General features: G+C 43.1%; 21 protein-coding genes. 9 read left to right on the top strand and 12 right to left on the bottom strand.

All coding sequences use genetic code 11. From position 1 onward, the window contains the following. Positions 1-13 precede the first annotated feature (13 nt). From PHI47_RS09010 to acs, 3 genes are read left to right on the top strand one after another with little or no spacing between them, the layout of a single operon-like run. Positions 14-1,837 carry a putative nucleotidyltransferase substrate binding domain-containing protein gene (locus PHI47_RS09010; protein WP_299936460.1) on the top strand — a complete coding sequence of 608 codons (1,824 nt, stop codon included), beginning with the start codon at positions 14-16 and terminating at the stop codon, positions 1,835-1,837. Then, positions 1,837-2,451, top strand: coding sequence for a 3'-5' exonuclease (locus PHI47_RS09005; RefSeq protein ID WP_299936458.1), 615 nt, complete (start codon positions 1,837-1,839; stop codon positions 2,449-2,451). The genes PHI47_RS09010 and PHI47_RS09005 overlap by 1 nt, the downstream gene beginning before the upstream one ends. 12 nt (positions 2,452-2,463) lie before the next feature. Next, positions 2,464-4,422: an acetate--CoA ligase gene (gene acs / locus PHI47_RS09000; RefSeq protein WP_299936456.1), complete on the top strand. Its 1,959-nt coding sequence runs from the start codon at positions 2,464-2,466 to the stop codon at positions 4,420-4,422. A 58-nt stretch (positions 4,423-4,480) separates the two neighbouring features. Here acs and PHI47_RS08995 read toward each other — a convergent pair whose 3' ends face one another. After that, complete coding sequence (locus tag PHI47_RS08995) at positions 4,481-5,875, bottom strand: hypothetical protein (protein ID WP_299936454.1); 1,395 nt, start codon at positions 5,873-5,875, stop codon at positions 4,481-4,483. A gap of 102 nt (positions 5,876-5,977) precedes the next feature. On the opposite strand from PHI47_RS08995, the gene PHI47_RS08990 reads away from it, so the two are divergent. Next, positions 5,978-6,439, top strand: coding sequence for a hypothetical protein (locus PHI47_RS08990; RefSeq protein ID WP_299936447.1), 462 nt, complete (start codon positions 5,978-5,980; stop codon positions 6,437-6,439). Between the two features lie 4 nt (positions 6,440-6,443). On the opposite strand, the gene PHI47_RS08985 is transcribed toward PHI47_RS08990, so the two are convergent. The 6 genes from PHI47_RS08985 to mnmH form a co-directional block, all read right to left on the bottom strand. Next, entirely contained in the window at positions 6,444-7,124 is a 681-nt protein-coding gene (locus tag PHI47_RS08985) for a YdcF family protein (protein ID WP_299936440.1), read from the bottom strand. Positions 7,125-7,296: 172 nt separating this feature from the next. Further along, positions 7,297-7,563 carry a heavy metal-associated domain-containing protein gene (locus PHI47_RS08980; protein WP_299936436.1) on the bottom strand — a complete coding sequence of 89 codons (267 nt, stop codon included), beginning with the start codon at positions 7,561-7,563 and terminating at the stop codon, positions 7,297-7,299. Beyond that, positions 7,551-8,159, bottom strand: coding sequence for a sulfurtransferase TusA family protein (locus PHI47_RS08975; RefSeq protein ID WP_299936433.1), 609 nt, complete (start codon positions 8,157-8,159; stop codon positions 7,551-7,553). Before PHI47_RS08975 ends, PHI47_RS08980 begins: the two co-directional genes overlap by 13 nt. After that, positions 8,159-9,247 (bottom strand): transglutaminase-like domain-containing protein, encoded by a 1,089-nt coding sequence (locus PHI47_RS08970; protein ID WP_299936430.1) that lies wholly within the window; start codon positions 9,245-9,247, stop codon positions 8,159-8,161. The genes PHI47_RS08975 and PHI47_RS08970 overlap by 1 nt, the downstream gene beginning before the upstream one ends. Before the next feature lie 4 nt (positions 9,248-9,251). Further along, a complete protein-coding gene (selD, locus tag PHI47_RS08965) occupies positions 9,252-10,286 on the bottom strand; it encodes a selenide, water dikinase SelD (protein WP_299936428.1) in 1,035 nt (344 codons plus the stop codon). Continuing rightward, positions 10,270-11,295 carry a tRNA 2-selenouridine(34) synthase MnmH gene (mnmH, locus tag PHI47_RS08960; protein WP_299936426.1) on the bottom strand — a complete coding sequence of 342 codons (1,026 nt, stop codon included), beginning with the start codon at positions 11,293-11,295 and terminating at the stop codon, positions 10,270-10,272. The genes selD and mnmH overlap by 17 nt, the downstream gene beginning before the upstream one ends. 66 nt (positions 11,296-11,361) lie before the next feature. On the opposite strand from mnmH, the gene PHI47_RS08955 reads away from it, so the two are divergent. Together PHI47_RS08955 and PHI47_RS08950 are read left to right on the top strand one after the other, a co-directional pair. Continuing rightward, positions 11,362-11,889: a YaeQ family protein gene (locus PHI47_RS08955; protein ID WP_299936424.1), complete on the top strand. Its 528-nt coding sequence runs from the start codon at positions 11,362-11,364 to the stop codon at positions 11,887-11,889. Between the two features lie 98 nt (positions 11,890-11,987). Further along, entirely contained in the window at positions 11,988-12,710 is a 723-nt protein-coding gene (locus tag PHI47_RS08950; protein ID WP_299936421.1) for an ATP-binding protein, read from the top strand. A 25-nt stretch (positions 12,711-12,735) separates the two neighbouring features. On the opposite strand, the gene PHI47_RS08945 is transcribed toward PHI47_RS08950, so the two are convergent. Beyond that, entirely contained in the window at positions 12,736-15,849 is a 3,114-nt protein-coding gene (locus tag PHI47_RS08945; protein WP_299936419.1) for an EAL domain-containing protein, read from the bottom strand. A 164-nt stretch (positions 15,850-16,013) separates the two neighbouring features. Here PHI47_RS08945 and PHI47_RS08940 point away from each other — a divergent pair, with 164 nt between their 5' ends. Next, positions 16,014-16,721, top strand: coding sequence for a YebC/PmpR family DNA-binding transcriptional regulator (locus tag PHI47_RS08940; protein WP_299936417.1), 708 nt, complete (start codon positions 16,014-16,016; stop codon positions 16,719-16,721). Between the two features lie 38 nt (positions 16,722-16,759). On the opposite strand, the gene PHI47_RS08935 is transcribed toward PHI47_RS08940, so the two are convergent. Both PHI47_RS08935 and PHI47_RS08930 read right to left on the bottom strand, forming a co-directional pair. Further along, a complete protein-coding gene (locus PHI47_RS08935) occupies positions 16,760-17,440 on the bottom strand; it encodes a lytic transglycosylase domain-containing protein (RefSeq protein ID WP_299936414.1) in 681 nt (226 codons plus the stop codon). Between the two features lie 78 nt (positions 17,441-17,518). Further along, on the bottom strand, positions 17,519-19,648 hold the full coding sequence (locus PHI47_RS08930; protein ID WP_299936411.1) for a hypothetical protein: 2,130 nt from the start codon (positions 19,646-19,648) through the stop codon (positions 17,519-17,521). Positions 19,649-19,766: 118 nt separating this feature from the next. On the opposite strand from PHI47_RS08930, the gene PHI47_RS08925 reads away from it, so the two are divergent. Beyond that, positions 19,767-20,084, top strand: a complete 318-nt coding sequence (locus tag PHI47_RS08925; protein ID WP_299936408.1) for a hypothetical protein — start codon at positions 19,767-19,769, stop codon at positions 20,082-20,084. A 1-nt stretch (position 20,085) separates the two neighbouring features. Here PHI47_RS08925 and PHI47_RS08920 read toward each other — a convergent pair whose 3' ends face one another. Together PHI47_RS08920 and PHI47_RS08915 are read right to left on the bottom strand one after the other, a co-directional pair. Then, on the bottom strand, positions 20,086-21,012 hold the full coding sequence (locus tag PHI47_RS08920) for a methyltransferase domain-containing protein (protein WP_299936406.1): 927 nt from the start codon (positions 21,010-21,012) through the stop codon (positions 20,086-20,088). Continuing rightward, positions 21,009-21,683 (bottom strand): TIGR01621 family pseudouridine synthase, encoded by a 675-nt coding sequence (locus PHI47_RS08915; protein ID WP_299936403.1) that lies wholly within the window; start codon positions 21,681-21,683, stop codon positions 21,009-21,011. Before PHI47_RS08915 ends, PHI47_RS08920 begins: the two co-directional genes overlap by 4 nt. Positions 21,684-21,798: 115 nt before the next feature. On the opposite strand from PHI47_RS08915, the gene PHI47_RS08910 reads away from it, so the two are divergent. Then, positions 21,799-22,179, top strand: a complete 381-nt coding sequence (locus tag PHI47_RS08910) for a FixH family protein (protein ID WP_299936401.1) — start codon at positions 21,799-21,801, stop codon at positions 22,177-22,179. Positions 22,180-22,181: the final 2 nt, after the last annotated feature.

The following is a 22,181-nucleotide window of genomic DNA, read 5'->3' as shown; positions in this document are numbered from 1 at the left end:
TTAGGAGTTAGCTTTGAGTCTATTTGACCAAAAAGCACTATTGATGTCGATTCATCCTTTTGACCTGTTAGGGGAGAGGATGATCGAAAAATTGATGACCCAGATGGATATTGCTTATTATCCCAAAGAGACGGTATTGATCGCTCCGAGGGTGAGAGCGGAATCACTCTACATCATTATCAAAGGTATTGTCAACGAAACCATCGAGGGTGAACTCCAAAATGTATACGGGGAGCGCGACAGCTTTGACGCCAACTCCCTGATATACGGAAATACCCAAAGCACCTTTAGTGTCGCCGAAGATCTTATCTGCTACGAACTTCCCAAAGAATCTTTTCTCAATCTCCTTCAAGATGTCGAACCGTTTCAAAATTACTTCATGCAAGATTTCATCACCAAACATCAAAACCTAAAAGAACGACAGCATCAAAATGATCTGACCCCTTTTATGGTATCTCGAGTGGATGAAATCTATTTGCATTCACCGTGTTTCGTGGATGCTTCGTTGAGCATAAAAGAAGCGTTGCGTATGATGAGCGATCAGGATGCAGAGGTGATTTTGGTTCTTAAAGACGAAGAAATTGGTATTGTAACGGATACCAATTTACGCGAAAAAGTTCTTTTGTGCGATAAAAGTACGAATGATCCGATAGGGGAGATTGCAACCTACGGTCTGTTTACAATCGAGCGAAGCGATTTTTTATTCAATGCACTGTTATTGTTTACCAAACATGGGGTAAAACGGCTCGTTGTACGGGATGGCGAACAGATTGTCGGGATTCTGGAACAGCTTGATTTATTGAGCCATTTTGCTAATCATACTCATTTGATCGCCGCTTCCATTGAACGTGCAAACAGTATTGATGAACTTCAAAGCACCCAGCGTTCATTGACTCACCTGGTCCGATCTTTAACGACCAAAGGGGTTCGGGTACGGTATGTTTCTAAACTCGTAAGCGAGCTTAATGCAAAAGTGTACCGTAAACTTTTCGAGATGGTTGTCCCCTCATCGTTGCAGAATAAATGCGCATTGATTGTGATGGGTTCTGAAGGACGAGGAGAGCAGGTGCTTCGTACCGATCAGGACAATGCTCTTATTATCCGAGACGGAGAGGATGAAAGCCTCTTTGAACCCTATATGATGAAGATGAATGAGTACCTGCTCTATTTGGGATTCCCAAAATGCAACGGCAATGTAATGGTTTCTAACCCTTATTGGCGTCGCAGTGTCAGCGGATACAAAAAAATGATTGCCAGTTGGACCGATACTCTTAACGAAGACGCACTGAGATCATTGTCAATTTTTCTGGATGCACAGTGTGTAGCAGGGGATGAGGTGCTGCTGCGTGAATGCCGCGATTATCTTTATGAATGTTTTGAAGGGCGAAGTGATGTATTGGCTCATGCGGCTAAGGCTGTTTTGGCTTTTGAAACGCCGCTTAGCCTGTTTTCGGGATTCGTGTTGGGCAGAGCTGAACACGAAAGCGAACTTGATATTAAAAAAGGGGGGATTTTCGCGATTGTCCATGGAATTCGTATCCTCTCTTTAGAGCATAAAATTGTATCGACCAATACGACGGAACGAATCAAAGAACTTAATAATCTTGGTTTATTCGACAAACGGTTTGCGAGTGAGTTGATCGAAGCGTATGACACGCTTCTAAGTATTCGTTTGCGTTTTATCCTCTCGCAAAAGCAGGGGAGCGATGAACAAAATTACGTTAATCCGAAACTACTGGCAAAAGCGGATAGAGATTTACTCAAAGATGCCTTTAAAATCGTGAATACCTTTAAGAAATTTCTTACCTACCATTTTAATTTGGGAATGGTGGTGTAATGTTCGATTCTCTCAAACGTGCATGGAACCGTAGAGGATTGAATGATGAAAATTATGCATGGATGTTTGAACCCTATGTTGGGGATGAAGTGGTGGTATTTGATACTGAAACAACGGGTTTAAATACGAAAAAAGATGCAGTGCTCAGCATCGGTGCGGTCAAGGTCAAAGGGGACCGTATTCTTACGTCGGAAAGTTTTGAGATTTTCTTAAAACCTTCCCGTGAAATCAGTGCTGAAAGCATTAAAATTCACCATATTCGACCGTGTGATTTGGATAATGCAATTGAACCCTTAGAAGGGGTGGAAAAATTCTTAAAATTCATCGGAAATAGACCATTGGTAGGGTATTATTTGGAGTTTGATATGGCGATGATGAATCGTTTGATCAAACCATGGTTGGGATGTGAACTTCCCCACAAACAAATTGAGATTTCGGGGCTCTATTTTGATAAAAAAATAGAGTTGATTCCTCAAGGAAATGTTGATTTACGCTTTGATACCATTCTTCGGGATTTAAAGATTCCGAGGATGGGACAGCACAATGCATTGAACGATGCGATTATGACCGCAATGGTCTATATAAAACTAAAACATACAACCAAACTACACTAAGGAGCCTTAACTATGAGTGATATCGTAAAACCAACTTTTCAACCGAACCGCGAGTTCGCTAAACAAGCCCGCATCAAAAATATGTGTGAGTACCATGACCTTCAAACATGGGCAAATGAAGATTACGAAGGCTTCTGGGGGCATTTTGCGAGTGAGAAAATCGACTGGTTTTCACCGTATACCCAAGTTCTCGATGAGAGCAATGCACCGTTTTACAAATGGTTCGTGAACGGCAAACTTAACGTTGCTCACCAATGTATCGACCGTCACCTCTCATCACGTAAAAATAAAGCGGCGATCATTTTCGAAGGGGATCGCGGTGATAAACAAATCATTACCTATCTTGAGCTTTATTACAACGTCAATAAATTTGCAAATCTCCTTAAAAACGAGTTTCACGTCAAAAAAGGGGATCGTGTCGTTATTTATATGCCGATGATCCCGGAAGCGGCGTACGCGATGCTCGCATGTGCCCGTATCGGTGCGATCCACTCGATCGTATTCGGCGGATTCTCATCGGAAGCGTTGAAAGACCGTATCGAAGATGCAGAGGCGAAAGTCGTCATCACTGCTGATGGCGCATTTCGTAAAGACAAACCGTACATGCTCAAACCGGTTGTTGACCAAGCAATCGATGAAAAATCTCCGGTTGAGAAGGTTCTCGTGGTTGAGCGCAACAACGAAGACATCACTTGGGTAGCGGGACGCGACTATTCGTACAATGAACTCATCAAAAGCCAATCGAGCATTTGTGAAGCTGAAGAGATGGATGCAGAAGATCCACTTTTCCTCCTCTACACGTCAGGCTCTACCGGAAAACCGAAAGGAGTTCAGCACAACTCTGCGGGCTATATCCTTTGGGCGCAAATGACGATGGAATGGGTATTCGACGTCAAAGAAAACGACACCTACTGGTGTACGGCAGACGTCGGCTGGATTACCGGACATACCTATATCGTTTACGGTCCGTTAGCGATGGGTGCAACTACTGTTATGTTTGAAGGGGTACCTACGTACCCTGATGCGGGACGTCCGTGGAAAATGGTTGAAGAGTACAAAATCAACCAATTCTATACCGCTCCGACAGCAATCCGCGTATTGCACAAAATGGGTGAAGATGAGCCGGCTAAATACGATCTCAGCAGCCTAAAAGTTCTCGGAACCGTCGGTGAGCCGATCGACCCTCCGGCATGGAAATGGTACTACGAAGCCGTCGGCGGAAGCAAATGTGCGATCGTCGATACCTACTGGCAAACTGAGACGGGGGGACACATCGTCTCTCCGTTGCCAGGTGCGACTCCGATCAAACCGGCATGTGCGACATTCCCTCTTCCGGGAATCATCGCTGAGATCCTTGATCCTCAAACAGGGGTGAAAGTTGCAGCAGGAGAGGGCGGTTATATGTGTGTAACCCGTCCTTGGCCGTCTATGATTCGCGGTATCTGGGGTGATCCTGAGCGTTTCGTGAAATCGTATTTCGGTGATGTCAAAAAAGACGGACAACCGGTATACTTCACGGGTGACGGCGCGATCTACGACGAAGACGGATACATTACGATCACAGGTCGTACCGATGACGTTATCAACGTTTCAGGTCACCGTATGGGAACCGCCGAAGTTGAAGCGGCATGTAAAAAACACCCTAACGTTGCCGAAGTAGCCGTTGTCGGTAAACCGCACGACATCAAAGGTGAGGGAATCTTCGCCTACATCGTCCTCAAAAGCGATGACACCGTCGGTGAAGAGATGGAGATGGTCAAAGAGATCAACAAAGTAATCATGAAAGAGATCGGTAACATCGCTATCTGTGATGATATCGTTTTCGTACCGGGCTTGCCGAAAACTCGTTCTGGAAAGATCATGCGTCGTATTCTTCGCTCTATCGCGAAAGGCGAAGCGATCACTCAGGATATTTCGACTCTCGAAGATCCGTCTATCGTTGCGACGATTGAAACGAAAGTTAAAGGGTAAATAACTCTTGGCTTGCCAGTGTGCGAGAGCACGCTAGCAAGCTCCTTCTTTGCTACTATTATTGATGATTAAGTCTAATTTTTTCGATATCAAGTACTTGTTTGCAGATGACCCGTTTTCCTCTTGAACTTTTTTCGATTTTGTCGACAATTCTAGTCTCAAAATCGATCCCTTCCCGAACTAATTTATTCATACCTTGATTGACTTTATTGATGTCAATGTTTTTATCACCTTCCACGAGTACCGTAACCTTGCCAACATCATTTTGTATATATTGAATAGTGTTAATACTTTCCAGTGGTAGATACTGCCCTCCGCACATAGTTGTAATGGAAATGAGTCTTTTATCTTTTGTAACAAGATAATCTTGTGTTCTGCCTTCAATGTTTTCAACACTTTTGGCAATATCGCAGTTTTTATAATACTCTATTTTACCCGTTGCATGGTCCCCAGTTTTGTAATTAATAAAAGGCATGACAAAATTATCAAAGGTTGTGGTCACTATTTCTTCATTGACGATACGTACTGCCCCGTAAGAATTGAGAAAAGAATAGGGGCCTTGATTAATTCTATAACCGATAGCATTGCGTTCAGTATGTCCATAATGAGTTAGGACATCTACCCCAAAATAATCATGTATATACTGCAACTCATCCGGATAAACGGTTTCAGATGCGAGTATGACTCCTTGAATATTTATTTTGTCATAACCATATTTTTGAGATTGTTTTATGAAACTTAAAACAGCACTCGGATATCCAAAAAAGAATTTTGGATGAAAGTCTAATGCTTGTTGATACATCAATGGAAAAACATCTGAATTCATATAGTTATTGGAGATTAAAAAATAGTTATCAACAGGTTCGTATTCCCAATAAATATTTTTATCCGGGTTAGAAACTTCTCTCCCTTTTAATAAGATGGTTTTGTCTCGGTAGCGATACCCGATTTTGGAAAAAATATAATTATTGTAGACTTTTTCTTTCGCTCTGCTTGACGAAGGTAAAAAATATTTCGTCGGTGTTGAAAGTGATCCTCCTGAGTAATAAGCAACAGGCTTTTCGATTGTATCGGTGTGTATTTTTTCGAGATGAGTTTTAATGTCACTTTTAGAAAGTGGAGGGAAATGTTTAAGATCATCTAATGATTTGTAGTCTTTCGACGAAACACCATATTGATGAAAAATATTTTTGTAGTAAGGTATATTTTCTTCGGAAAAAATCAATGTTTCCAACGTTTTATTATACATATAATCTAATTTGAATTGTTCGTCTGAGGATTCGAATCGCTGCAATATTTTTGAGTGAAGTGAAAAGTGTTTACCGAATCGGAGCGTTAATGGAATACCGCTGTAAATAGTACCTAGGAATGTTTTTAGAGATTGTGGAAAATGATAATAAACATTTTTATATTGATGTAAACTCTCTTCAAATGTCATTTCTATACCTTTCATCAAATATATTTAATATATATTATATTATGCTACTAGTATCAAACTTTCAATGAGTTTAAAAAAATTAAAATTTATTAAATATTGAAGTATATAAGGACTCTTTTGATTGCAAGATTATTGATTAAACCATTCGGTGATATTTGGAAACTGAAAGAACTGTGTAAAAAGGGGAATAGTGCAGGCTTAAAGAGTAGAATCCACCATTTTCTATATCACTATTATCAATATGAACATGGCAGTGCCATCTCTTTTGATGCAGAGTTTGCAGGAACTCCTATTTTGCCTCATGGAACCAAGCAAATTGTGATTACCAAAGATGTAAAAATCGGCAAAAATTGTGTTATTTTCCAACAAGTAGCTATTCAGGAAGAATATTTGGAAAATTCAAAATTTTTTGGATCTCCTGTTATCGGAGATGACTGTTATATATATCCGGGTGCAAAAATCATTGGAAACGTAAAAATCGGTAACCATGTCATCATAGGCCCTAATGCTGTGGTAACGCAAGACATACCTGATAATACAAGGGTATGTGTCGGAGAGCAAAAAACTATAGCTCTATAATAGATTAATTTGCAGACAATACAGATGATCGATTTGTATCTTCGCTTATGGAATCGAGTTGATTGATCGCTTTTTCCCATTCGTTGGTTTTTAATTTTTGACCATATGCGGTATCACTGATCAGTAATGGATTGTATTTGAAGGTATTGTATAAGAGTTTTATCGTTTCATAGATTGCCACTTTATACCCTACTTCGGTATTGTAATAATGCTCTCTATCCCACCAGTACGGGTTACAGCTGACTATCCTTAACTCTAAACCGGCTTTGCCATAATCGGCAATATGGCGTGCCATAAAATCGATTCGTCGGGAGTGCTGCGGATGGCTTACAAAAGTCACTGTTTTATAATGGTGTTTTTGCATATACTGTTTAATGAAAAAAACTTCTTCCATAGTATTATAAATCATTGTTTCATCGATATGAATAATCTTTTGTCGGGGTATGCCATTGGTTTCAAGGTAATCTATTCGACTGTTAATAGGTGAAAAAGATGAGTTTATATAATCTACATCGGTATAAATAAATTTGCCTGAGGTGGAAAACCCTTCTTTGTATAGGCTTAAGGCTTTTGTGATACGGCAACCGCTTTCGTCTCCCCCCAATGAAACAATGATATCTGATTTTACCGGCGGTTGTGTAACATCTACAAATCTGCCTAAATTGAAAAATATAATTACAGCCATTAGGCACACTAAGATAATGAAGAATAAAATTTTCTTTAAAAGCATTTATATCCAATTGATTGTCATATTTTGAATGTGAATTCTACTTAGATTAATATTGAATAGGTCTTAATGTATTTATATTGTATTTTATGATCAGAAGGAATTCTCATGTCGGAAGGTTCGAGGTAACTTAGAATCGCGAATTTGGCGTGGCACTATACCCTGTTTGTGCAACGGCATCCTGCATCATTTGAAGCATAACCTTCTCATCGCTTATGACTATCGCGCTCTCATTTTTGAAATTCACTTTCGCCTCTTGAACTCCAGAGACACCCATCAACGCTTTTTTAACCGCTAGCGTACACGCGATGCAGTGCATTCCGTTGATATGGAGTTTCCACTCTTTTGCATGCGCTAGAGACGCTAACAGAAGTAATCCTAAGACTATTCTCCCCATATCAATACCTCATAATAGGGATAGAAGAGGGCGGCAAGGCTAAAGAGAAACAATCCCCAAAAAAGGATCAACAGAATTTTGGAGGTGAGACTTGGCTCACAGTCGCATTCGATCTGTTTTTTGATCACCATTTGGTAAAATCCGATACTTAGCATCAAGACGGCAAAGGCGGTAAATAGCCACCGATAACTGTTGAGTTCAGGAACATTGATAATCCCGGCGAAGGAGATCCCGAACACCATAAAAAGGGTAGGAACCAAACAGCATGAGGCGGATAGAAGTGCCGTGATGAGTGCGCCGAACAGCACCAGTACCGCACTGCGTCTCTCCTGCTGCATCATTACATCGACGGGGTTCTCCTCGTCGTTCTCAACGTATCCTCTCCCTTTGAGTATGACGAGGCGTGTCGCTCCATCATCTAGAGTCTCTTCGGTATAGGTACAGTGCTGTGAGAGGGCGAAGCGTTTGCAGTTTTCCCGTCCGCTGAGGGTGTTGACCTCTACGGTGAGGGTTGCATCTTCAGGGAGGGCATCGAGAGCCTTTTTCGTCTCCAGTACGGGACGCGGGCAATCCATATCACGGCAATCGAGAATCATTAAGCCTCTTTTGTGGAGCGGATCGTATAACGATAGCTTTTCGGCTCAAAGGGGTCGAGGTATTCGCCGTCCACTTCGGCGTAAGGGTAGCCGAACGAGTCGAGCGAGCCTTGGGTATTGGCGGGGTAGAGATCAAAGTCGCGGGCGTGGTTGAACGCCATCCAGTTGTTTTCCCAAAATCCGAAGAACTTGTTTGCCAGTTCAATCGCGCGCGGGGAGTTTTTCTCGATATTCTCTTTCAGTACCAGTTTCGTGATATCGGCAGGATCACACGGTATCCACCCCATGCTCGGGATAAAAAATTCCACTTTGCAGTGTTGCGCTTTGGTAATATCCTCACCCGCTCCGAAGGCAGGAGAGAGACGTGAAGCGCCGACACGGATTCCTAACACTTCCCGTGCAGGGATATGGGATGCCCGCATCAGCGCGACACAGAGAGCCGACATATCGAGGCATTTGCCTCCCATACGACCATCCCGTTCAAGCTGTGCCAACATAGCGTTAGGACTCCCTACGCCGCATCCGTGAACACTCTCATCGCGATAACCGTTGGCAATAATCCAGTCGTAAATTTTACGGGCTTTTTTGAGAGGGTCTTTTTCAGAACCTACGATACTTTTGGCCGTTTTCGCAACGGCTCCGTCGATGGGGATATGCTCTGAGGGGGCTAAAAATACTTTGGCACTCTTTATTTCATCAGGAGAAATACGTTTGGATCGGAAATCGCATTGACGATCTCTTAACGCGACACTCATCGACAGTTCACATTTTTTACTCACGGCATTTTTGTCCCAACGGGCATAAAAGGTACGGGCGGTGTAACGGTTATGATCGCTTTCGTAGTGGGTATCTCCATCGCATGAGTCTCCCCGTTCAATAATCCTCTGAAATCCGCTGATATCAGAGGGGAGTGGAACCCAAAGGGCGCACTCTTTATCCTTATGGAGGGAGAGATCAAAGCTCCAACGGATGTCATAGAGGGCAAGCCCTTCATTGAACTTTGAAGTTGAGGCGGCGGTTAGAAAAGAGGGGGTAAGGCAGATCGCCCCTGAAATAGCGGTAATTTTCATAAATTCGCGTCTGTGCATCGTGTTATCCTACAATAATATCAGTATCGGTTTTGGCAACGACCTGTGCGACAATCGCTGAGGGTATCCCCTCGTTAAGAGAACGTTCTACTATACGGCGTGCATTTTCAGGGGTAGCGGCGATTAAAAGTCCTCCTGATGTCTGTGCATCAAAAAGGATCATCTCCATATCGGCTCCGACGTCACGTTTGAAGCGTACTTTGGATTCGAGATACTCTTTGTTGGCATAGCTTCCTGCTGGGATGATTCCCATCGATGCCATCGGCAACGCTTCGGCGAAAAACGGGACGGAGGAACACTCTACTTCGATCGATTTTGTGCCTCCGCTCATCTCCGCCAAATGGCCTAAAAAGCCAAACCCCGTTACGTCGGTACACGCATGGGCGTCAAACTCCCGCGCGATGAGAGAGGCTTTATAGTTGAGGGTGCGCATCGTCTCTGCGACTTTTAGCACGGTTGGCTCATTCAAAAGGTCAGCTTTGATCGCGGTGATCAGAATTCCCAGCCCCAGCGGTTTGGTGAGGACGATTAAATCCCCCTCCTGTACCGTGTTGTTGCGGAGGATTTTGTCGGGATGGACAAATCCGGTGCAGGAGAGACCGTAAAGCATCTCAGGGGTTTCGATCGTGTGGCCGCCGACGATCACCGCTCCGCACTCTTGCGCTTTGCTCTGCCCGCCTCGTAGAATCTCGGTTAGCACTTCGGTGCGGTGGTTCTTGCCGTCAAAGCCGACGAGGTTGAGGGCTGTTTTGGCATCGCCCCCCATTGCGAACACGTCGCTCAGAGAATTGGCCGCCGCGATTTGGCCGTAGATAAAGGGATCATCGACTACGGGAGTGATAAAATCGACCGTCTGCACCATCGCGAGGCTCTCATGTATCCGATAAACTCCCGCATCCTCATTCCCCTCAAATCCGACGAGCAAATCTTTATGAAACGATTTCAGATGACAGGTGACGTTTTCGAGTGATCCGGGGGAGAGTTTGGCGGCACATCCCGAAGCACGGACGAATTTTGTAAGCTTAGCGCTGTTGTTCATCTTGAATTCCTCTGAGAATTTCGAGCGTTTTAAGTGGGTCATCGTTGTGGATAATCATATCAGGTTTGATCGTTACTTTATAAACTTTGTCGTAATACTGTGTCAATAATATCTCGGAAACTCTGACGAGATCACCATTGCCGAAAGCGGCAATAGAGGAGGATTTGTCGTCACGGCTGATATAGGGGGAAATCCGCTCCATCCGCTCCATGAAAAAGCTCTCGTCCATAGAGTCGTACATCCGCATGATCCGCTCCACCCGCTGCTCCAGCGGAGCCGTAATCTCAATACGGAATCCTGACTCCATTTGCTTGTAAAGAGTAGGCGGGAGCATGATCTTTCCGATACGTTTACTTTCGGCTTCGACAAAAGCTCTTTTCCCGGTCGCTAATATGAGAAGTGCATTCGCTAGCCGATTTTGAAACTCTTTTTGAGTGGGTTGTGCGCCGTTGACATCGCCGAAGACCGAACCGTAGTGATTGGCCATTTTTTCGAGATCGATCACATTGTCGAGTTCATTTAGGAGGTCGCTTTTACCGCACCCCGTATTTCCGGCAAGGGTTATAAAATTTACCGCGGGGAGATTGTCAAGATACTCGGTTACAAATGTCCGATAGGCTTTATATCCGCCCGTGATACGGTCGATCCGGTAGCCGATGTTGGACAAAATCGTTCCCAGCGAAGAGGACCGCATACCGCCGCGTGCGCAATAAATGGCGATTCTGGAGTTGGGTGTAAATGCAGGATAGATATCGTGTATATGACGCGCCGCGTTGAGGCAGACATAGGAAGCTCCCTTTACCCGTGCTTCAAAGGGGGAAATTTGTTTGTATATCGTACCAATTTCGTGGTGTTCTTCGTCATTTAACGCATAAAAATTTTGAGCAAAGGGGATATGGGATTCACCGTACTCGTGCGGACTTCGCGCATCGATGATGAGGTCATAGATATTTTGGGATTCTAAAAAGGTTTCAATCGGTATGGTTTGTATCATTTCGAATTTTACCATTTATCCGCTAATAGCTCCATTATAAGCCCCCTTATGCCATAATCTCATACTTATAAGGGAGTTCTCATGGCCGCAGGTTCGACAATCTACAAAGCACAACTTAGCATAGCCGATATGGATCGAAACTACTACGAGACCCATGAGATTACGATTGCACAGCATCCTTCAGAGACCGATCAACGCCTAATGATCCGTCTCGTAGCCTTCGCTCTCAACGCAAGTGATCGTATGGTAATAACCAAAGGGATCGGCGGAGATGACGAGCCAGAACTGTGGGAAAAAGACTATAGTAGTGATATTCTTCTTTGGATTGATTTGGGACAGATGGATGAGAAGCGTCTTCGTAAAGCGTGCGGTAGAGCTGAGAATGTGATTGTCTACACCTATAACCTCAAAAGCGCTACGGCGTGGTGGAGACAATACGGTGCGACGTTTGCGCGTTTTAAAAATCTCCGTGTGATCCATTTGGATGCGGAGGGGATAGAGAAGCTGTGCGAGCGTTCAATGCGTCTTCAATGCAATATCAGTGACGGAGAACTCAGTTTTCACAGTGAACGGGGAGATGTTACGATTATGCAAGAACAGTGGCAATAATACGTCACTATTCTCTACACCGGCTCGCCCTTTATCTCTAAATCTGTTACCTTTAGCTATACTTATCCACAATATTATCTCCCTTTACGGATAAACTCATGAAACGAAAAATCGGAAAATTTAAAAGCTCTATCGCGACACTCGAACTCCAAGACCGCGTATTACGCGAGAACACCCTTATTCTGGCAGAACCGGGTTCGGGTAAAACACATCTTGCAAATAAGATTCGGGCATTTGTTATCGACAGCGGTATCCCGACCCTTTATCTTGATTTTTCGAATCCGACCCCGGATCAGGTTGAGGAGAAATTCAAAACAAGCAGTGATTTCCACTACATGTGTTTTGATGAGAGTGATGAATTTAATGCCGCTTTAGATAAAGCGATTGCCGAGCGTAAAAATATTTATATGGCAGTCAGTCCTAGCTTTTTCGCGAGTAAACGAGACATCAAAAGCAAGCTTTCTCAAATGATGCAAAAGCGTGAACTTTTGGATAATTATTACTACATTATGCAGGAAATCGCCAGTTTGGAAGGGTTCTATACCAAGTTTGAAGATTTCATGTTCTATATCTTCGACCTCGTCAATCTTAAAAAATTCGGTCTTACCTTTTTGGCACAACCGCACGAGATGTTTGAGAACCCACGTATTAAACTTCTGTTTTCATTCCTCTTTGTCGGTCGTTGTACGAATGCTTTTTATTACAACACGACGGTTCTTCGTTCGATGGAGCCGAATACCTTTTTGTATCAACACCGCGTCGATAACCGTTCACTCCTCTTTAACAACATCCAAAGCGATGTTGTCTTTATCGACGCCTAACTATTTAAATCCTGATAGGAGAGAGTTAATGGCTCTCTCTGAACGCTTCAAAGATTTCTTGTGGGAGCGGTTTGGAAAAATAGTATCCCTGTATTTCGTTACACCCCTGTTCTCTTAGATATTCAAACTGTTCGATTGTCTCAACTCCTTCCGCTATCGTTTGCAGTCCCAGACTTTTTGCCATGATGATGATAGCGGCGACAATCGCTTTATCTTCAGGATTGATATCAATCTCACGGACAAAGGATTGATCGATTTTGAGTTTATAGATATTAAACTTTTTGAGATAATTCAGTGAGGAGTATCCGGTTCCGAAATCATCGATCGACATTCGTACCCCTCGTTCGTTTAGATCATTCATAACATTGATAGCTCTTTGAGGATCGTGCATTGCGACGCTTTCGGTAAGCTCCAGCTCCAAATACTCCGGAGGCAATCCCACCTCTTCGAGTATGGTGGTAACAAGCAAAGGAAGATTGGATGAGCGAAACTGTACGGCTGAGAGGTTCACAGCCATAATGATCGCCGGATATCCTTGTTCTAGCCACATTTTAGCTTGCTTGGCTGCTGTACGCAATACCCATTCTCCAATAGAGAGGATTGTCCCGTTTTCCTCGGCAATCGGGATAAATTCAGCGGGTGACACCATCCCAAAATCTGGGTGAGTCCATCGCAATAGTGCTTCTGCTCCGATAATTGTTCCGTTTTGAGATGAGAATTGGGGTTGATAGTGAAGTTGCAGTTCGTTGCGATTCAAGGCATGTCGGAGTGCATTGCTCAGTTCAAGATTACGTATTGAATAACGCTGCATCTCATCGGTAAAAAAGGAAAAAGTATCTCGTCCGTTATGCTTCGCCCGATACATTGCAGTATCGGCATTTTTGTAAAGTGTTTCGAAATCGGTTCCGTCATCCGGATAAAGAGCAATACCGATAGAGATACTAATCGTGAGTTCATGATATTCAATATGGAATGGAGCTTTAAATGCGTCCAAAAGTTTTTGAGCTACCTGAGCGGCCCCTTCCATTTTGGTATTGGGGAGAAGAAGAATAAATTCATCGCCGCCGAGACGAGCAACGGTATCCTCTTCGCGTAAAAGTGATGTGATTCGTGCAGATGATTCGATCAGAAGTATATCTCCGATATTGTGACCTAATGAGTCATTGATCTCTTTAAATCGATCAAGATCGAGAAACATAACGGTGATATGGTTCTTGTGGCGTTTTGCAAAACTGAGCAGGTCTTTGATTCGGTTATCGAGCTGTGTACGATTGGGAAGTCCGGTTAAATGGTCGAAATTTGCCAAATAACGAATCTGTTCTTCTTGTTGTTTTCGTTCCGTAGTATCGCGTGTGATGCCCAGTAGCATTGAGACATTTCCGTCGGTATCGCGTAACGGAGTTGCATGGGTTTCAAGCCAGCGTCGTGTCCCCCTCAGCCCTTTTATCTCAAATTCCAAAAGGGCATTTTCTCCCTTCATCACCTGTTTATGCAAGGCAATGAACGAAGCTCGCCATTCGGGTAAAAGATAATCGATCAGGTTGCATTTTTGCGCCTCTTCCAGCGTATCTGCTTCTAACATCGCGAGTCCGGCAGGGTTCATTTCCAAGAGGTTTCCGTGTGTATCGACCAGTTTGACACATTCGGGTTCATTGTCGATAATGGCCATTAGATGATTTTGTTTTTTCTGCAAGGCCTCTTCTGCTTGTTTACGGGCAATATCGCGATCAAAAGTCTCCAAGGCATAGCTGATATCCATCACCATCTCTTCAAGCAGTTTTTGAACCGGTTCATCAAAAGCACCTGCTTCTTTTGCATATAGGGTAAACACCCCTACGCCTTTGCCGCTGCGGTGAAGCGGCAAAGCAGCAGATGATCCCCACCCGTATTGCCTACCTTTCTCATGCCATTGAGCTGTTGATGGATCATTTTGAAAATCTTGGCACCAAATCGGTCGGTTTTCATGGAGTGAGCGTCCAGTCGGCCCACATGCGGTTGGATTGTCAGGATCGGTTGATATTATCAGTTCTTTAAGGTAATCGGTTCCGCTTCCATAATAACTGACCACTTTTAGCTCTTGCGTTGATTCATCGTGTATTCCTATCCACGCCATTTTCATACCACCGAAATTGACGGCATCCCGACAAATGATCGGAAATAATTCCTCTTCGTTTTTCGAACGGACGATCGCTTGATTACACTGACTGAGTGCTGAATAGAGTTGTTTGAGACGTTCGTTGTTTGATATGAGTTGTTTGAGTCTCTCTTGTGTTTCACTGAGCCACCCTAATACACTGTTTTTATTGTCGTTATCTACACGGATCAGATGGGAAAAATCTCCTCGTCCGATACGGGTTATATGAGCATGAACCTCATCCACTGAGCTTCCCAGTATTGTGTTCAGTGTTTGGTTAAGACGCCGAAGCATGAACATGAATATAATGCCGATGAAAATAAAAACGATCCGCAGGATAAATGCCATTATCTGAGCATTATGGACAGCTGTATCTGTCCTTTGTTGCATCAAAAGATAAAATTCGTCAATCGGACGCATAATGGAAGCTTTGGCCTGATGATAGAACTCATCATGCAAGAGTTCCATTGCTTTGTGTTGCTGAATATCTTTTTCTGCAGGTGAGGATGCCTTTGACTCTATCAGTTTCATGGCGGCATATTCGGTTTCTGTCAGGGTATCGGAATTGTTTTTAGCCTCGGTAAGTTTGGCAAATTCGGTTTGAGTAAATCCGGACTGACGCATCATCTCGATCAGAGGAATGGCTTGTGTGCTGTATCCTCTAGGACGTTTGTCGTCCAAGCCGACTAAATCCCAATAAATATTCTGATATTTCAGAGGACGAGGTTTTAGTCCGTTGCGGATATCAAGGATCTCTTGATAGTGTGCTTTATAAATGGGATTTCCGGTGGCGATATAGGTTCGAACCATCCGAGTCAAATCATCCGAAGAGTGGCGCAACTCATCGGCAAGGAGGAATGAGTGCAATCGCATCTCATTGGCACGGTCAATTTGTTTCTCAGAATAGACGTAAACGACAAACGAAATACCAAAGAGTATCAATACCGCAACACTCTGCCAAAAGTTTCGTGCAAGAGGAGAAGCAAAATATTTTGAAGAGGTCATACAGCCCCTTTTTTTAAAGATATACCTACATTTCAAAGATGATAGCATAATTGTCTATTTTTTGAATAAATGTGTTGCTCAGATAGTAAAACAATGGTTGTCTAAATCCCTTAAAACGGCTATAATTTCACAATTTTTTAAAGTTGATTTTAGGAGCGTACCGTATGGGAAGAGCGTTTGAATATCGCAAAGCGGCAAAAATGAAGCGCTGGGGAAATATGTCGAGAATATTTCCAAAATTGGGCAAAATCATTACAATGGCGGCTAAAGAGGGTGGGGAAGATCCCGACATGAACCCGAAACTCCGCAGTGCTATTTTGACGGCAAAAGCGCAAAATATGCCAAAAGACAATATCGATGCGGCAATCAAACGTGCCAGCGGTAAAGATGCTATTTCATTGGCTGAAATGAATATCGAGGGAAAAGGCCCTCACGGTGTTTTGTTTTTTGTAGAGTGTGCTACCGATAACAATGCACGAACGATTTCCAATGTTCGTACGATTTTTGGCCGTGCCAAAGGGGAAACGCTTAACAATGGTTCACTTGAATTTATGTTCAGTCGTAAAGCGGTATTTCGCTTTCCAACGCCGGCTATGGATTTGGAAGAGCTTGAATTTGCCCTTATCGATGCAGGATTGGATAGCATCGAAGAAGAAGAGGGTGAAGTGAGTGTTTACGGTGAATATACCGCATTCGGAGCGTTGTCCACAGAGTTAGAAAAAATGGGGATTACCCCAGATAGTGCTGCATTAGAGCGTATCGCAAACTCTCCGGTAGAGTTTAGTGAAGAGCAGATGGAGGATATCGAAAAACTTATCGATAAACTCGAAGAGGACGATGACGTCCAAGCAGTTTATACGAATATCGGCTAATTATAATCGTTCACCCTGAGCTCGTCGAAGGGTGCTGTTCATGGTTCGACATGCTCGCCACGAACGGAAACATCTTCTTTTTCTTCGGCTTTTAAATAATGAATTTTTGCATCTAATAGAAGCGTTTTCGCAAAATGAGCCTTTGTCCCTGAGGGAAAATGGGGATCTTTCAGTAAAACGGATATTTTTTTACTTCTGTTTTTATCAATAAGTCTTTGAAGTGTTCCCTCTCCCATTCCATACGCAAAATCGGCCAAATACCAGCTTCCAAACTCTTTTTTGAGACTTTTAAGATAACGTATCACCGCTTCGGTGGAGCGGTTGACATCAAGTCGTCCGTCATTTCCTTTTTTGACGGAAAGACCGAAATTTTTGGCACTTTGTTTACTGAATTGCCATAGTCCTGCGGTATTGTACCCCCGGGCTGAAGGGTTGAATTTGGATTCACAATAGGGGATCAATGCAAAGTAGAGGGGAATGCCTGCTTCGGTAAATTTGGCTTCAATAAGTGCTAAATCATTTTGCGTTGCTTGGTAGCGTCTATAAAGCGGGGGAATGGTTCCTCGGTATTTATCCAACATAGTGTTTAATACTGTGGTTTCGAGGATGGACTCGTCGCTTTCTAACGATTGGAGAGACAGATCGATCGATTCGGCAGTATTTTGGGCAAATCCGGATAGAGATAACAATAAGAACATGATTGCAATGCGTTTCTTCATCCTTCTATCCCTCTGATGTATATGAAATATTTATAATAGCTAAAAAAAGAGAACGACGTTTCTGTCATTCGGATTAATTCAGACAATATAATCGGGAAGACTTCGCAGATTATGAAGCCATTCATCCCGTTTTTGAAGATGCAGTTGCGAGGAATCGATTTCTATCGCTAATTTCTGCCGTCTCGCCTTTTTTATCAAGTGGCGTATTTCCGTATCGATGCCGAACAGTTTGCAATAATTTGTTACACCCAATGAAAAATGTAATGGATTTTTGGATTGGAGGATTTTGAGCTGTACTTGGTATCCCATTCGCAGAATATCTCCGATACGTTCGTAGCGCGCCGGAAGGTTCATGAGATTTTCAAGGGTTGTTTTTATGGATGCTATATTGCCGTGAATAGCATAGTTTTCGCACAGCAGTAATTTTTCTTGCCATTGTTTTTCGAGTTCCTGCGCCCAAGGGAGAATCATTAGATCCGGATGCGAATCGAGCATATGATAGGCGGAACGCCAAAGCTGATTCATAATGGCGTGATGGAGGTTGGAAGTTAGAGAAAAAAATATTTTAAGCTGAGAATAGGCATCTTCGTATTGAATAATGCCGCTTAGTTCATGAATCAATAATGAAGCGTGATCGAAAGCTTTGTTTTTTAGGGCTTCCATAACAGCATTGATGAGCTCGCCCGCTTCACCAATCAGTTGTGAGTATGAGGGGAGTTTGCGAAGAATTGGGTGCTGTTGCGTTAGCTGGTTGAGTATGTGATAGTCATGTTCATATATCGCTTTGGAATACGTTTTCAATACATCGGAATGATGAATCAGCAGTTGAATCAAGGGACGCTTAGCGTTAACGGTAGCAAACGCTTCAAGCTCCTTTTGAGCCTCTTTTGTTTTACCGAGTAGAATGAGTTTTTGCGCTTTGGTAAAGTGCTCGGCCCACATTTTTTCCGCTTGTTTGTAAAGGGCGGTTGTTTGCAGTAAGGGAAACTGCTCAACTAATCCGTAAAAAGGGGAAAATTTTCGGCTTTCATAAAGAAACTTGAGTCGTTCCACGTAGGATAATGTATTTAATATGGGGATGATTTCTTTTGATTTAGCACTTTTGAAAGGTTCAAGTAACTCTTTTACGTGATCGATGGAGCCTTTTTCTAAAGCAATTGCGGCTTTTTTCATTGCATTAACAAAGATGGATTCCAGTAACACATACGATTCACTCTCTTGTAGCAATGGTTCCTCTTCACAAAGGCGATAGGCTTCCGTATAGGCATTTGAATCGATAAGTGTTTTCAACTGGTTGGTTGGCTGTAAATCAAACTGGTAGAGTTCACCGTTTTGTGTACCGATGAAGAGAAGCTCATTGTTATCCTTGCCTATCCATGTAATAGGATGCTCAAGTTCAATGTAGCGCTCTTTTAATATTTTCATGGTTTCTATATTGACCAGTGTCAAGGATCGTTGTTGCGAAGCTGCCAGAACAAAAGGGGTAGAACCGACTTGCAAAAGGTGGACAATAGGACCTAATGCCGTAGCTAGTCTTTGGTTGGGAAATTTTTTATTTCGAGATATTTTTAACAAAACTCCATCGTGATTTCCGGCAATAAGGAAATCTTGGTAAAAAAGAATGGCTTGATTTCTCATTGGACCCGGATGAAACCGTTGAGTGTTTGTTTGGCTTCGATAATTCGTTACAACAATATTTCCGCCGTATCCGGAAGAAGCCAGCATATTTTCCTCAAATGCTAGGGCGGAGACAAAATTTATTTTCGGTTTGGTGTACAACGAGGTATATTCAGGAAATGAATGCAATCTCGAGATCATAGTATTAGTATCGTGCCGCCATAGAAGAACACGACCTTGATTCGTACCGCATACGAAATGGGAACCATCAGGAGAAAAAGCGATTGCTGTCGGTGATTGCTGATCCAGTTCAAACCGGTTTAGGAGCTTTTTTTGGTTGAGGTCAACAATGTGAAGAATATTGTTTTCTTTCGATCCAAATACCAATCGCATATGATGTGGATCAAAGGCGTAGAGGAACTCGGAATCTTTCGGTACGTTAAGATGTAATAGCTTTTCTTTGGTATCGGTGAGCGTATTATAAAGAAAGATTTCATGTTCAGCCGTAACGATTCCCAGTTTAGATAACGGTAACGGCATAATAAAAGAGATAGATGATTCAAATTGCGCCAAGCGGGTTTTGAGAGGCATTATTCAATTTCTTTATATAGGGTATTTATGGAGTATAGCACAAACGAAATATAATATTTATTTGAATGAAGATTCGCTATAATAGTACTCAGATGTATATGTTAAAAAGGGTGAAATAATGCAAGCGGAAAGAAAGAAAATAATTCGATATGCCTTGGATTATGAGATTGAGGATATCAATACCTATTCCGGCTATAAAGGTGATTTGATTGCTAAAATCGTAACCAAAGATTTAAAAGCGGCGGTAGAGATTCAACGATATGCGCGCAGTTTAAATATTTTGGAAGTTGTTGTCAAACATAACCCGAATCTTGAAATCTATGAAATTTATTGCGTTACAAAAGATTCACAGGTGTACCATTTGAAGCAGGAAAATATTATGGAGGAAGTCCATACACATCATCCGAAAAAAGATGTTTGGAACGGAAGCAAATAATTTATACTATTTTTGTTCCCGTTAAAAACAGATAATCTTTTCCCGTTACCGTAGCCCGAAACTTTTTTTGCTGCAAATATTTTTTACAATAATAAATATCTTTTACGAGTATCGACATCTCCGAATAAGGGTAGTTCGGTGCTTTGGCTCCGTAGATCATCTCGCCCCCTATCCAACGGCAATTCGGAAATCCTAAAATCATCGCCCCCTCTTTACTCAAATACTCTTGTACTAGCGAGGCAAAGAGAGATTTGAACTCCAGCGTACTGCTTTGCAGTGTTCCGATGGTGATGATGAGGTCGAAGCGTCCTAGATTCAAAGAGGCGAGGTCGTTGATGTCGTAGACATAAAAGGTGGCATTTCCTTCGTTGAATCGTTCTCGTGCGACGGAAATGGCACTCTCAGAGTGGTCGATCCCGACGAGGGAGAGATTCATGTACTCTTCGTGAGAGAGGATTTGACGGATGAGGTCGAATTCATCTCCCGTATTGATTCCCAGATTGAGAATCCGTTTTTTCTCCCCGACTTTAACACTTCGCAATGCACGCAGATAGGCAGATAGAAAAGCGGGCTCTTCGTTTTTGCGGATGGCGGCAAAACGGGACGCGGTTCCGTATTTTTCTTCTTTCTCCTGTGAGCGGTGAAACGAGTCGCTGAGGTCGAGTTTTTCATAGGTGAGGATAATGGTGTGTTCTGATGCGGGTTTTGGAGTCAGCATCCGGCAAAAGAGGAGTTCCCCAAGATCGCTCCATGCTTTATAACTGCGGTACACATAGGTAGCATCGTCAATAATTACCGATTCTCCGGCATAACTTCCACGTCCGATATCGGGATTGAGGACTTCAAAGGTTAGGTGATCGGACTCTTTTAGGGTTTCATGCGCCCATGCGAGGATAGTGTTCATGGGTTCGGAGGTAAAATATTTCAAAACTGTTCCCACGGTGTTGCCCAGTTTTCCAGCTGTTCTTTGCATTCCTCGCTTACGAATCGCTCTCCCCCATCGGGCGGTGAGACAAAACTAAACTCTTCATCATTGAGACGAAACCGCAGCGCATAGGCATGCAGATACCCCCGTTCTTCTTTGCGTGCCTCATCGGCTTGCGCATAGCGCTCATCTCCCGCGATAGGGGAACCGAGACTTTTTAGAGCGACGCGGATCTGATGCGTTCTCCCCGTATGGGGTTTGATGAGAAAAAACCGCTCATGGGTACGTAAAGCACAGCTGACGAACTGGGTAATGGCGGGATTTTCCGTCGTAGTGAGGAGTTTGTAGTCCCCCCGTCGCGCACTTGTCATGTCCCCCTTAACCCATCCCATTTTTTTCTTCGGTTTGCGCATTGAGATCGCGAGATAGTATTTTTCGATTTCACGCTTTTCAAACATCTTTCCAAATTGTGCGGCGGTTTCGGCATTTTTGGCGAGGATCACGAGGCCTGAGGTCATTTTATCGAGTCGGTGGACGGGGAAGAGGGGAATGCCGAGTTGGGAACTGACCTGTACGACAAATCCCGCTTCTTTTTCGGAATGAAAATTGACCCCTGCTTCTTTGGCGGCAATTAAAAAGGCAGGGTTTTCAAACACAATGCGAATAGATTCCAAGCAGACTCTTTCAGTAAAAATTAGGATCATAATTGTACCGAGTATTAATATAGCGTTTACACATATCGCTCAAGAATACCGCTACAATAATAAAATGTTATCCAAGGAGTCTATTATGAAATTCAAATTTATCCTTCTCACTGTCTTGTTTGCCTCGTTAGCATTCGGTGCGGCGTGGGAACAAAGTACTTCAATGCAAAACATCAAAGCAGTTGTCAGTTCTGACAAGCCTCTGATCGTCGGAAGCAACGCCGTTATGATTACTTTGAATCAGCAAAATTTGCCGCTCGATAATGCAGGTGTAGAGGTTAAAGCATTTATGCCGTCCATGCCGGGGATGCCTGCGATGGAATCCAAAGCAAAAGCGGTTGCTCAGGGGCACGGTGTGTATAAAACATCGGTTAATTTGGACATGGGCGGAACATGGCAGTTTCATATTTTCGTAACCACGAAAGAGGGAAAAAAATACCGTCTTAAAACATCGTTGAGTCTCTAGGA

It is taken from the genome of Sulfuricurvum sp., assembly GCF_028713855.1.
Classification (GTDB): Bacteria; Campylobacterota; Campylobacteria; order Campylobacterales; family Sulfurimonadaceae; genus Sulfuricurvum.
Note: the sequence above shows the minus strand (reverse complement) of the source record. Positions and strands in the feature narration are given on the sequence as shown.